Genomic DNA, 11849 nt, shown 5'->3' on the forward strand with positions numbered 1-11849 from the left:
GCATTCAGCCCCAAGGCGGCATCTCGAAGGGAGTGAGGTCGAGCTCGCCCCCGAGCATCCAGCCGATGAGCCGCTTCTCCGCATCGCTCCGCAGCTTGTTGACCGCGTCGCCTCGATGGTCCATGGGTGATTGCTTCTTCCCGCGGGGTACTGTGGCCCGCCCCTTCACGGCTCGGATCAGGTCCGCTGCTTCACGGATCCAACTCCCGAGGCCGTCTACCCCAAGACTCGCTGCCCGCACGCGGATGCGTGAGGAGGAAACAGTGAGCTCGGCCGCGTCTATGAGAGACGCGCGGTTGTCGTTGATCCAGCCGGCGACTTCCTGGACAAACTCACGTCTGTCGTCAGCGAGCGCTCTGGCGACGGCCGCCTTGTGGGAGGTCTCGGCTATGCGAGCGGCCTGCTGTGACGTCTTCCACGCCGCGATGGCGACGGTCGTCGAGGCTGCGACCCCCAGTGCCGTCACCAACACGAGCAGCCAATCGGTGAGCGTCGGGCCGAAGTCGACGGGTAGCGGGATCGGCAGTGGCGTGGGATCCATGCTCGGCACCGTAGCGGCTGCGGCTCGAGTGGTCTGCCCCTCAAAGTGGTGCTCGTCGTGAGCGCGTTGTTCGCCGACGCCGCAAGGAACTGGCGCAAGCTCCGCTCCGAGTTCGAGGACTACCGAGAGCAGGCATATGAGAGGGCTGCGGAGGCGTGCAGGGATCACCTGCTGAACCGCCGCGGTCGAGCCGCGCACGTCGATCCGTACTCGCTGTTCATGGGACCCTGGGCGCGAGTGCAGGCGTACGCCTCGGAGGAGTTGCTCGAGTGGTTCGCCGAGCACGGACGGATGACGTTCGAAGAGTTCGAGCGCCAGCGGATCGACGCCCTCCACTACGAGGAGATGGCGGGATGACGCTACGGCCGCCAGGGGCGGTCGTTCGGGTCGAAGACCTGAATTCCCCCGCTCGCAATGGATCCCTCTTGACCGCGGAGCTCGTCGACCTCCCCGCGCAGCGATTGAACCTCGCCGATGAGGAGTCGGAGCGCTCGGATGATCGGCTGGAAGACCATTTCGTCTTCAGTCTTGTTGATCCCGCCGTAGGTCTTGATGTACTTCGCGGGCGAGGTGAGCAGCTCGATCGCTTCGTCGAGCGGGTCGTCGGTAGCCATGCCGAGACGGTAGCGCTCGAGGCTCCTCGCCGGAAGCCCCCGCAGGTGACCGCATGACCGGGCACCCGAAGAAGCAGCCACGGCGCGTGCGGTCGCCTCGGCACGTGCCGAAGGCTCTGCTCGATGCGCTCGACGAGCGCGACGGGCACGTGTCGTCATGGACCGGCCGCGAGTATGTGCGCGGCTCCGACTCCGACGTGCTCGTGCCGCAGCACCGTCAGGGCGGGATGGGAGGTCGACCCGACAAGCACCGGATCGAGAACCTCGTGTGGCTCGAGTCGGCGATCAACGGGCTCATCACTTCGGACGCGAATTTTCAGACGGAGGCGATGCGGCGAGGGATCGCGATCTCTCTGCACGCTGATGCCCGCCACGTCCCTGTGCTGCATGCCGCCCATGGCGGCGAGGTGTGGCTGACGGCCGATGGCCGCGCCGCCCCGACCGATCAGGAGGTGCCGTTCTGATGGACCGAGGAAACACCTACGGACTCCCCGGCACGGCTGAGCGGGCGTCCCTGTTTCTGCCGCTGACGCCGAGCGGGCTGCGCGACGTGTTCGACCCACCGGAAGAGATCACCGTGACTCGCCGGGAGACCGGCGAGCTCCTGACCTTCGTGCTACTGGACGAGCGGACCCTCGAGTGCGGCGATGTGCAGGACGGGAATGGCGCTTGCAAGTCGTGGGACTGCCACCGGATGCGCCTCGGCAAGTGCCTGTGCGGTCGGCACCAGAACGCTCCGGGCACGCCCGATGACGAGCGCCCGATTGTGCGGATCCGGAGGGCCTCTTGAGCGACTCCGTAATGACCTACGTCGTCTACTGGCGCGAACGGGGCGTGCTCAAGGTCGGCCACGCTCGCGCCGCATCCCGTGTGCGGGGGTTCCTTGCCACCGGAGCCGAGATCGTCGTGCTCGTGCGAGACACCTCCCTCGAGTGGGAGAAGCGGGCGCTCGTCGACCTCGCCGCGCGGTTCCCGCGCGCGTTCGCGACGCACCACGAGTCAACCGATCTGCTCTGGCGCGGCCGGGGCTTCACCGAGTGCTTCCTCGTCGCCCCGGGCGACCTGGGGGCCGCAGTTACCGCGTTCAGGAGAGCTGTTCAGCATGCCATTCAGTCCGACGAGGAAGCTCAAGTCCGAGCCGCTACTGCGGAGCGAGAGATTCCTCTCGATGCCGCAGTCGTTGCGGCTGTTCCTGCTGGCGCTGCTGATGTACGTCGACGCCGCCGGTCGGGAGATCGCGTCGTCGAGGGTGCTGCGGGAGGCGCTGTACGAGTTCGACGAGGACGTGACTCCGGAAACCGTCGACGAGATGCTACTTGCCCTCGAAGGGCGCGGGTGGCTGCTTCTCTACGAGTCAGGTCGTCGCCTGTTCTTGCAGGTGAATCCTGCCCCGTGGGCGGAGTTCGTGTCGATCGATGGCCGCGACGGCTCGCGACACCCGTCACCCGACCCGGGCCCGGAGGCGGCCCAGCGGGCGGCGTGGGCGGCCTCCGGGCCGACTCCGGCAGAGGGGAAGGGGGAAAGCGGGGGAGAAGCGGGAGACGGGGAGCGCCCCACGTGGATGTCCGACCCGGACATGCCTCCCCCGCAGGGCTGCAAGCTCCATCCGATCAACACGGGACTGATCCCTTGCGGGGCATGTGCCGGTGCGCGAAAGCTGCACGACCAATTCATCAGGGGAGAGATCTCCCACGACGACGCCGTGAAGGCATGGGGAGGAGCGGTCGGCTGATGAGATTCCAGATGGACATCCCCGACGAGCAGTTCTGGAAGCTCGCGGGCAAGGCTGAGCAGTTCGACATGAAGGTACCCGAGTACGTCGCGGACCTGTGTGCCGTGGCCGCGTCGACGTCGGTGCCGTTCGACTCCGATCCCGTGTTGCAGCTCTGGCGTGCCCGCTACACCGACGCGCAGATCGCCGCGCGGCTGTCCATGACGAACAGCGCTGTCTCGTCGAGGCGGCGTCGGTACGGTCTGCCGGCGAATCGGCGTCGTGCGAGGGACGAGGGTTCGCTCGCGGTCGGCGAGAAGGAGATCTCGCGCCGCAGTGCACACATCGAACACGGGGCGTTCGCCCTTGACGACCAACAGCGGCGAGGGCCCGCGGGGAGGAAGGCGTTATGAGTACCGAGTCCGTAGCGGATCTGGTGGAGCGGCTCGCAGTTCAGGACGGCGAGGCGCGCCCGCTGCTCGTGCAGTTGCGGCGCGCGTGCCACAGCGACATCGGCGGAACCGCGGCGGGTGCATCATCGGGTGCTGCGATGCCGATCGATCCGGGCGCGGTCGACCTCTGGCGAGAGATCGTGGTCGGCGACGATGAGCACGTCGGCATCACCGACCTTTACCGGGGAATGTCGGCTCGACGGCCGACGGGGTCCGCTGTCGTCGACCTGCTCGCATGGTCGATCTCGTTCCATGCCGCGCTGGATCGGGGCGACCTCGGCGAGACGGCGGTGGCCGTGGCGGAGGAACGGCTTTCGGGGTGGGTGCAGCGCATTCGGCAGGTCTTCGACCCGAGGTGGCAGGCCCCGCTACGTGGATTCGCTTGCCCGGTGTGCGGCCTCGCGCGCGTCGTGGTGTGGGCGAGCGGTCAGGAGGCCGAGGTCGACGCGGTTGTCGTGAACCTCGAGGATGGCGAGCTTGTTGCCCGCTGCCGCAACTCGAGCGACCAGTGTGGCGGGATCTGGAAGGGCGACCCGCAGGTTATCCACATGGCCCGGCAGGGGGGCGTCGACGTTGAGGCGATCGCCGGCGCTCTTCGTGAAGCGAGATACCCGACAACGACCGAGACGCTCATCCCGGATACGTCCAAACTCGTGAAGTCGCTCGTCGGCGACCCGCTGAGGGATGACCCTCAGACGGCGGCCGAGATCAGCGAGTTGCAGGCGCGCCGCGCAACCCGAATCATTGTCGGCGCACGAACCGCCCCGTTAGCAGTGAGGCGCGCGGCAGAGTTGCGGCGAGACGGGTGGACGGTCGTGGCGGTGACGTCGCCACGCACCGTCGGAGCTCTCCACGGTGTTGTCGCGGATCGTCTTGAGCTCGTTCACGACGGACTGACCGCGGCTGCCGAGGCTGGCATCCGAGGCGCCGCGAATCCGTGCCTCGAGGCATCTCGTTCGCGTGCCATGGAGGCGTACACGGGCCGACTGTCGTAGGGCCAGCGGGGGCAGCGGGATGTCCTGCTATTTCGAGCCTGCGGCGTCGGATTAGTGGTGCTTGATTGCCCGCCCGCCATGTGGGCCGAGGCCGATGGATAGATCGGGGGCCTGCATTTATCCAAGGGCGCCGCGGACGTGCTCTAGCAGCGCCAACGTTTCCGCGTACTCCTCTTGGGGGGCGATCGTCGAGAAGGGGACGACGATGGAGCGCTCCTGCGTCCTGAGTGTGAGGCGCAAGCGACCAGGCCAGGGTGAGCCGTCGCGCGAGCGCTTGGTGGTGTCGATAGTCAGCCGATCGACGCGGAGCGGCCGCACCGAAAGCTCGACCGTGACCTGCGACACGTTCGGATTACGGCGATTGATGCTGGCTTCGGCGATCAAGCCGGGGGTGAACACGGCGATCTTCCCAGCGAAGTCAAAGTTCCCGGAATCCTCTGAGCTTGAGGTGAGGAGTAGGACATGCTCGTTCCCAATAGCGAGTGCAAGCCGCGCGAGAAAATTGAAATACCAATCCCGCATCTCCGGTGGATCTTGGCTGAGCATGGCCCACCCCTGGTCGCGGGTGATGCGGTCGTGAAGGGATTGAACCACTTCGTCGTAGTCGGTCATGCGGCAAGATTACGCCTGACTCTCACCCCTGATCGAAGACCCCGCATTCACCATGCGCGTGGAGCCTCGCGACTCTCCTCCGGCTATCGTCGCGGCCGTTCCAAGCTCTCGCCGCACTCGCTAGTGTCGACGCGTGGCAATCTCTCGAAGTGAGAAGCTGCTGTGGGCGAGGTCGCACAACCGTTGCGCGATCTGCCGGCGTCCATTGACGATTGACGCCGACAGTGCAGCCCTGCCGGGACTGATCCTTGGCCAAGTGGCGCACATCATCGCCCGCCAAGAGGCTGGCCCTCGAGGGTCAGGAGATGGCCGCCATCAGCTTGATGACTACGAGAACTTGATTCTTCTGTGCGCTGACGACCACAAGCGAGTCGACGATCAGCCTGATGTGTTCACCGTTGACGAACTTAGGGAGCGCAAGAGAGCTCATGAGCGGTGGGCCGAGGAGAGGTTCGCAGATGACCATTTGGAACCAGTTCGTCTCCAGAAAGGCCCCGGCGAGGACGCGCTCAAGATGCACATGGTTGTTAGCGGAGCGGAGGTGTGGGATCTCGTAGCCGGAGCCGGTCTGTGGAACATGCGGTCGGTCGAGGGGGACGGGGATCCGGATGCCTCCGACGCGGCTGATGAATTTCTCAGCTACGCACGGGACGTCGGAGTGTGTGCCGAAGAGACACTGGCCGACGGGTTCGCAGCAGTCCGCGAGGTCCAGCGCACATTGCAATCGATGCTGGATGGGCTCTTGGAGCGTGGGCTGGCCGTCTATGGGCGTCGTGTGACGCGAACGCTGGTGGGCGGAGTGATCGAGGATCCGCAACCGTTCGACGTAACGCATCTCGTTGTACTCGATGGCGAAGAGCTCCGTGCGCGCCTGGGGATCGACGACGCGTAGCTCGACCGCGTGGGTTTGCTTCGATATCTCGAGAAGCTGTGTTAATCTGAAACTGTGCCGGTGAGCCATGCCTACCGGCAGGTAGACGCCCCGTAGAGCACCAGCTCCGGGGCGTTTCTCATGTCCGCTTCCCCTCACCCCCGCAGACGAACGATCGAGCGCCCGCGGTAGGGCTTGCTGCGCTGAGGTGTTGAGGGGATCTTCTGCCCGGAGGTGGTCGTGTGTTCGATGCCACCGGGAGCCCGCTTCGTCGAGGCTGGGGCGGGTAGATGCCCTGGGAGAGCTCACGGCCGAAGCATGTTCCGACTGACGTGCGGGATGCCTGCCTGAAGCGCGACGGGTACCGGTGTGTAGAGATGCTGGTGAACGGGGACCGGTGCCCAGCCACAACCAACCTCGCGGCCGCCCACATCGAACAGTGGCGGCCGGGGGAGCGCACGACCGTTGACATGGTCCGCGCTCTCTGTGACTGGCACCACAACCGAGAGACGCAACGCGAAGCCGCCCGGGCCCGGCCCCGCCGAGGATCGCGACTGCGCCCGCCAGAGCGTCACCCTGGCCTTCACTGAACCGACATCCACGCTGCGACGACCGTTCGCGACGCAATCCGACGAGACCCCCGGTCCACCCCCTCCCCCCGGCCTTTCCCCCGCGGGGAGTTGCTGTGGCTCGCGTTCTGTACGGGTCTGGGAATCCGCCGTCCGGGCCGCGCAGCGGGGCTGACGCTCTGGGCCGAAGGGCCACCTACCGATCCCGAAACGGGGTAGCGATGTTCATGCCCGACTCGACGACATTCGCCCTTGTGGCGACCGACCTCGAGGAGGCCGTTGACACGGCGATCGAGCACCTGAAGACGATTGCGACCGACGAGCTGCGTCCGGGCTTCGTTGTCCCGGAGCTGGTGCGTGAGGCGATCGAGTTCCGCGACGGAGAGTGGGTCCGGACCTTCCGGTTCCGAGCGGAGCTGCTGCCGGCGGGTGCCTGATGGCGGGGCGTGGTCCCACGCCGAAGGATCCGGCACGGCGGGCTCGCCGCAACAAGGATCCCCAGGCGCTCACGGTGTTCGAGGCGACCCCGTCGACGCAGCCCGACCTTCCGACGCGCTACAAGGTTCGCAAGGACGAGGACGGCGACGACTGGGACCAGCCCGTCGACTGGCCCACCAGCACGCGTGAGTGGTGGGCGATGTGGGGGCGCTCGCCAATGGCGACGAGCTTCACCGAGGTCGACTGGTCAGAGCTCCTCATCGCTGCGTTCCTGCACGCCGAGTTCATGGAGGGCAATTACAAGGTCGCGAGTGAGCTGCGCCTTCGTACCGCCAAGTTCGGCGCGACTGCGGAGGACCGCCTGCGGCTGCGGATGCAGTTCGCGATCGCCACGGACGCTGAGCTGGGCGCGGTCGAGAAGAAGCAACGGATCGACAGTCGGGCCCGGCGTGCTGGGGTCGCCGCGCGCAGGCCGGCGAGTGAGGTGGAGGGGTAGCGATGCCCTGGCGTCCTCTCGATGATGAGCCCTTCCCGACCCTCGGCTATCACGTCGCGGATCAGATGTCCGAGTACCTCGGATTCGAGGTCGGCGGCGAGCTCGTGCCGTTCGTGCCAACGCTCGAGATGCTCGAGTTCCTCGTCGACTTCTACGAGATCGACCCGGTCAGCTGCCGGCGGGTGAAGCGACGCGGCATCCTGCAACGGCCCCGTGGGTGGGGCAAGTCGCCGAACCTCGCAGCACTCGGCATCGCCGAGGCGCTGTTCGAGGTCGTGCCCGACGGATGGGACGCTGACGGTCAGCCAGTAGCGCGACCTTGGTTGAGCATCAAGCGCACCGTGAACGTTCCGATCACGGCGACGTCGGAGGATCAGGTCAAGAACACGTGGCAGCCGCTGCTCGCGATGGTGACCGAAGGGTCGCTCGTCGATGAGTTCGACATCGACCCGATGGACTCGTTCATCTCGATGCCAGGCGGCGGAAAGATCGAAGCCCGCACGTCAGCAGGCCGATCGATCAAGGGTCTCCCGGACCAAGTTGCCGCAGTGTTGGATCAGACCGAGGAGTGGGTGAAGGGGAACGGCGGGCATCGCCTCGCGCAGAATCTCCGAAACAACGCTACGAAGGCTGGCGGCGTCATCTTCGAGTCCCCGAACGCCTTCACACCGGGTGAGGGCTCAGTCGCCGAGATGTCGGCGCTCGACTGGGAAAAGATCAAGTCCGGGAAGTACCCCGACCTCGCCGAGGCCCGACAGGTGCTCTACGACCACCGCGAAGCGCCCCCTGACACGGACCCGAGCGATCGTGATTCGCTCATCGCGGGACTGAGATACGCCTACGGCGATAGCTCGGACGACCCGCGTGGGTGCGTTCTTCATGACCCGCCGTGTGCTCCCGGGTGGGCGCCGATCGAGGGGACTGCTCTCGCGTTCCTTGACACGTCGAACGACCCGCAGGTGCTCCGTGCGGACTTCCTGAATCAGATCACGCACTCGCTCGACTCGTGGCTCTCGCAGCCTGAGGTGAGAGCGATCGTGGCCGATGGCGAAGGCGGCCGTGCTGAGCCGAAGACGATCACTCGCACGGAACCCGTTGTGCTCGGCTTTGACGGATCGCAAGGCCGCAAGGACGACCGGATCGCCGACTCGACGGTGCTCATCGGCTACTCGATCCGGCAGAGGCACTTCTTCGTGCTCGGGATGTGGGAGCAGCCCGACGGGCCCGCCGGTCGCGGGTGGCGACCTCCGGAGCTCGAGATCGAGAAGACCGTCGACGACGCGCACAAGCGCTACAACGTGGTCGGGTTCTTCGCGGATCCGTCCGCCGGGTGGGCGGGGAACGTGAAGAACTGGGAAGCGAAGCACGGCCGGAAGTACAAGGCGAAGCTCAGCCGCGACAACCCGATCCAGTGGAAGCAGAAGGACGTGTCGCGCACGTGCGAGACATTCGATCAGCTCCACGCTCAGATCGTTGCGGCCGACGTCACGGTCGAAGCGCATCCGCGGCTCATCGCGCACATGATCAACGGTCGCCGTGACCCGCGGCGGTCGGGCTACGTCGTGAAGAAGCCAGACGACGATCAGGACTACTCGAAGGTCGACGCCTGCTGGGGCCTGATGCTCTGCTTCGCTGCTGCGCTCGTCGCGATCGGTGCGGGAGTCAACACGCAGACGCGGCGGATGCCGCGACAGCTCGCATAGAGGAGGGCCGCATGCCGACCACCCCCGAGGAGTGGCTGCCGATTCTGGCGCAGCGGATGGACGAGCGGATGCCGCGCGTCTTGAAGCTTCGACGCTACTCGCGCGGCGACGCGGACCTTCCCGAGATGGGGCGGAACACTCGGAAGTCGTGGGAGGCGTTCCAGAAGAAGGCGCGCAAGAACGTCGCTGGGCTCGCGTGCTCGTCGCTTGCAGGCCGGATCGTGCCGAACGGGCTCCGGGTCGGCGCAAGCTCGAGCGGGGAGCTGCTCGACGCGCTCAAGGTCGTGTGGCGCAACAACCGTCTCGCGATCGTTATCCCCGGCGCCATCTGGGACATGCTCTCGGTCGGGATCGGTCACCTCGTCGTTGGGATCCGCGACGGAGAACCCATCATCACGTCCGAGGGGCCGGAGCGTGTCTACGTCGAGCCTGACCCGGTGCAGCCGTGGCGGGCCCGTGCGTCGCTTCAGGCGTGGCGCGACACGATTCTCAAGCAGGACTTCGCCCTCGTAACCGTTCCGGGGCTGCGGCAGCGGTTCGAGCGGTCGACCGTCACTCAGGGCGGGTCGATCCGAGGCAAGGTGTCGGGCGACTGGACGCCGGTCGGGGAGCCCGAAGTGTTCGACGGCCCGCCACCCGTGTTCGTGCTCGAGAACTTCGGCGGGGTCGCCGAGTTCGAACCTCATCTCGACGCGATCGACGCGGTGAACCTCGGCAAGCTTCAGCGTCTCGTCGTCACCGCCTACCAGGCGTTCAAGGCGCGTGCGTTCAAGAATCTGCCCGAGACGGACGACGACGGGAACGCGATCGACTGGGCTTCACGACTCAACTTCGCGCCCGGTGCGATGGTCGACCTGCCCGAGGGTATCGACATCTGGGAGTCGGGTGCGGTCGAGATCGCCGGGCTGCTCGAGGGTGAGAAGACGGACCTGCGCGACCTCGCTGCGGTGATGCAGGTTCCGCTGGACGTGTTCATCCCGTCCGGCCAGAACCAGTCCGCCACGGGCGCCGCGAACGCGCACAAGGGCGAGATCCAAAAGGCGAAGGACCGCCTCGTGCGAGCGGCGCTCCCGGTCGACGGTGCGCTGCTGCTCGCCGCACGCGTTCTCGGGTTCGACGTGCAGGAGACGATCCAGTCGACCTGGGAGCCGCCAGAACACATCGCGCTATCCGAGAAGGCGGCTGCCGCCTCCCAGGCGCGCGCTGCGGGCAAGAGTCAGCGGTGGATCGACGAGCACATCTGGGGAATGTCGCCCGACGAGATCGAAGCCGAGCAGACCGAGCGTGCCCGCGAGCAGCTCGAGGTGATCGCGCTGACCGGAGCGCCCGGTGGCGACGCGTGAGGCGCTGACCCGCGCGGACGAGGTCGCAGCAGACGCGATCCGTTCCCGCGTGAGCCGGTACATAGCCAGCGTGTGGGGTTCTGCCAGCTCGCTGCGAGACGCGGATGTCGACCGGATCGTAAGGCAGTCGCTGCCGGTCATCCGGGCAGGCCGTCTTCAGATGGCGCAGATGACCGCGAGCTACGTCCTCGGCCTCGCGCGGGTGGATGGTTTCGATCGGCCGCCGATGGCGGTTGACCCGAAGATCATCGACTACCGCGGCGTGCCCGACGAGGTCGTCTACCGGCGGCCGGCTGTGCAGACCTACACCGCACTGTCGAAGGGAACGCCCTTCGAGGCGGCGAAGCAGCAGGGGCTGAACCGACTGCTATCGATCGCCACCACCGACATGCAGCAGGCCCGCAACCGTCAGGCGCGGATCTCGTACGCGGGCGCCGGATACGAGTACAGAATTCGCACCCTCACGGGGCGAGAGAACTGTGCGCTTTGCGTGATCGCGTCGACCCAGCGATACAACGCGTATTCACTCATGCCGATCCATCCCGGATGCGATTGCGGGCAAGAAGGCGTGAGGGGGGCAGGTGATCCCGGGCAGACCATCGACCCGGATCTCCTCGCGAACACCTACGCAGCGGTTGAGGAGAAGCTCGGTCCAAGAGACGCGTCCGGAGTGCCTGCCGCGACCACGATCTCGGACTACCGCAACCTCATCGTCGTCAATCAGCACGGCGAGCTCGGTCCGACTCTCGCTTGGCGAGGAGACCGATTCACCGGTCCCGACGACATCTGACTTCCCGCGCGACCTGCGCGGTAAGCGGCGCCCCGAATGGGGAACCGAACCCATCACTCCGAAACGGGGAACAACCATGTTCAGCACTCGCCGATTCGTGGATGGCCCGCTCGCGTGCCGTCCGCGTCTGCTCTTCATCACCGACCCGACGGGCACGGGCGGAGGATCGAACGATCCGACGCCGCCCGCCGACGACGCCGATGCCGACAAGTGGAAGGCGCACTCCCGCACCTGGGAGGCCCGCGCCAAGGCCAAGCCGGACATCACCAAGGAGGAGCTCGCCGAGCTTCGCGAGAAGGCGGCAAAGGTCGACCAGGCCGACGAGGACAAGAAGTCCGAGATCGACAAGCTCACCGAGCGACTCGGCAAGGCGGAGCAAGCTCTCGCGGAACGCGAGGCCAAGGACGCCGAGACGGCCAAGAAGAGCGAGCTCGCCACCATCGCGGCCGAGGTCGCGAAGGCGAAGGGTGTCCCCGCGGACGCCCTTCGCGGCGGGACGCGGGAAGAGCTCGAGGTGCACGCCGACCAGCTCGCGTCGATCCTGCCGAAGACGCCCGCGGCGCCCGGAACGGGCGGGCAGGGCGAGGGCGAGCCAATCGGCGATGGCGACATGTCGGCGGTCGACGTCGTGAAGGCGGCGCGCGGCCACTAACCAATTCCCCCCGGTGTCGTTCGCCACGAACGCCTGGGCTCAATCACTGCATGAAAGGCAGG

At 66.6% G+C, this 11849-nt stretch carries 16 protein-coding genes; 13 read left to right on the top strand and 3 right to left on the bottom strand.

Annotation, left to right across the window (positions count from 1 at the left end; genetic code table 11):
- Positions 1 to 4 precede the first annotated feature (4 nt).
- A complete protein-coding gene (locus FVQ89_RS11165; protein WP_147902012.1) occupies positions 5 to 541 on the bottom strand; it encodes a hypothetical protein in 537 nt (178 codons plus the stop codon).
- A gap of 57 nt (positions 542 to 598) precedes the next feature.
- Here FVQ89_RS11165 and FVQ89_RS11170 point away from each other — a divergent pair, with 57 nt between their 5' ends.
- A complete protein-coding gene (locus FVQ89_RS11170; protein ID WP_147902013.1) occupies positions 599 to 898 on the top strand; it encodes a hypothetical protein in 300 nt (99 codons plus the stop codon).
- A gap of 2 nt (positions 899 to 900) precedes the next feature.
- On the opposite strand, the gene FVQ89_RS11175 is transcribed toward FVQ89_RS11170, so the two are convergent.
- Positions 901 to 1155 carry a hypothetical protein gene (locus FVQ89_RS11175; protein WP_147902014.1) on the bottom strand — a complete coding sequence of 85 codons (255 nt, stop codon included), beginning with the start codon at positions 1153 to 1155 and terminating at the stop codon, positions 901 to 903.
- Positions 1156 to 1208: 53 nt separating this feature from the next.
- On the opposite strand from FVQ89_RS11175, the gene FVQ89_RS11180 reads away from it, so the two are divergent.
- From FVQ89_RS11180 to FVQ89_RS11200, 5 genes are all read left to right on the top strand, one after another.
- On the top strand, positions 1209 to 1619 hold the full coding sequence (locus FVQ89_RS11180) for a hypothetical protein (protein ID WP_147902015.1): 411 nt from the start codon (positions 1209 to 1211) through the stop codon (positions 1617 to 1619).
- Positions 1619 to 1945, top strand: coding sequence for a hypothetical protein (locus FVQ89_RS11185; RefSeq protein ID WP_147902016.1), 327 nt, complete (start codon positions 1619 to 1621; stop codon positions 1943 to 1945). The genes FVQ89_RS11180 and FVQ89_RS11185 overlap by 1 nt, the downstream gene beginning before the upstream one ends.
- Positions 1946 to 2323: 378 nt before the next feature.
- On the top strand, positions 2324 to 2887 hold the full coding sequence (locus tag FVQ89_RS11190) for a hypothetical protein (RefSeq protein ID WP_187265013.1): 564 nt from the start codon (positions 2324 to 2326) through the stop codon (positions 2885 to 2887).
- Positions 2887 to 3279 carry a hypothetical protein gene (locus FVQ89_RS11195; protein ID WP_147902018.1) on the top strand — a complete coding sequence of 131 codons (393 nt, stop codon included), beginning with the start codon at positions 2887 to 2889 and terminating at the stop codon, positions 3277 to 3279. Before FVQ89_RS11190 ends, FVQ89_RS11195 begins: the two co-directional genes overlap by 1 nt.
- Complete coding sequence (locus tag FVQ89_RS11200; RefSeq protein WP_147902019.1) at positions 3276 to 4313, top strand: hypothetical protein; 1038 nt, start codon at positions 3276 to 3278, stop codon at positions 4311 to 4313. Before FVQ89_RS11195 ends, FVQ89_RS11200 begins: the two co-directional genes overlap by 4 nt.
- Before the next feature lie 117 nt (positions 4314 to 4430).
- On the opposite strand, the gene FVQ89_RS11205 is transcribed toward FVQ89_RS11200, so the two are convergent.
- Positions 4431 to 4925 (bottom strand): hypothetical protein, encoded by a 495-nt coding sequence (locus FVQ89_RS11205; RefSeq protein ID WP_147902020.1) that lies wholly within the window; start codon positions 4923 to 4925, stop codon positions 4431 to 4433.
- A 133-nt stretch (positions 4926 to 5058) separates the two neighbouring features.
- Between FVQ89_RS11205 and FVQ89_RS11210 the strand changes: the two genes are divergently transcribed.
- From FVQ89_RS11210 to FVQ89_RS11240, 7 genes are all read left to right on the top strand, one after another.
- Positions 5059 to 5817: an HNH endonuclease gene (locus FVQ89_RS11210; protein ID WP_147902021.1), complete on the top strand. Its 759-nt coding sequence runs from the start codon at positions 5059 to 5061 to the stop codon at positions 5815 to 5817.
- 769 nt (positions 5818 to 6586) lie between these two features.
- Positions 6587 to 6802, top strand: coding sequence for a hypothetical protein (locus tag FVQ89_RS11215; RefSeq protein WP_147902022.1), 216 nt, complete (start codon positions 6587 to 6589; stop codon positions 6800 to 6802).
- Positions 6802 to 7299, top strand: a complete 498-nt coding sequence (locus tag FVQ89_RS11220; protein WP_147902023.1) for a hypothetical protein — start codon at positions 6802 to 6804, stop codon at positions 7297 to 7299. Before FVQ89_RS11215 ends, FVQ89_RS11220 begins: the two co-directional genes overlap by 1 nt.
- Before the next feature lie 2 nt (positions 7300 to 7301).
- A complete protein-coding gene (locus tag FVQ89_RS11225) occupies positions 7302 to 9002 on the top strand; it encodes a terminase (protein ID WP_147902024.1) in 1701 nt (566 codons plus the stop codon).
- Positions 9003 to 9013: 11 nt separating this feature from the next.
- Positions 9014 to 10345 (top strand): hypothetical protein, encoded by a 1332-nt coding sequence (locus tag FVQ89_RS11230; protein WP_147902025.1) that lies wholly within the window; start codon positions 9014 to 9016, stop codon positions 10343 to 10345.
- Positions 10332 to 11135, top strand: a complete 804-nt coding sequence (locus FVQ89_RS11235; protein WP_147902026.1) for a hypothetical protein — start codon at positions 10332 to 10334, stop codon at positions 11133 to 11135. Before FVQ89_RS11230 ends, FVQ89_RS11235 begins: the two co-directional genes overlap by 14 nt.
- Before the next feature lie 76 nt (positions 11136 to 11211).
- Positions 11212 to 11787: a hypothetical protein gene (locus FVQ89_RS11240; protein ID WP_147902027.1), complete on the top strand. Its 576-nt coding sequence runs from the start codon at positions 11212 to 11214 to the stop codon at positions 11785 to 11787.
- The last annotated feature ends 62 nt before the right edge of the window (positions 11788 to 11849 follow it).

Source organism: Homoserinibacter sp. GY 40078 (assembly GCF_008017545.1).
In the GTDB taxonomy this organism is placed as follows: Bacteria; Actinomycetota; Actinomycetes; order Actinomycetales; family Microbacteriaceae; genus Homoserinibacter.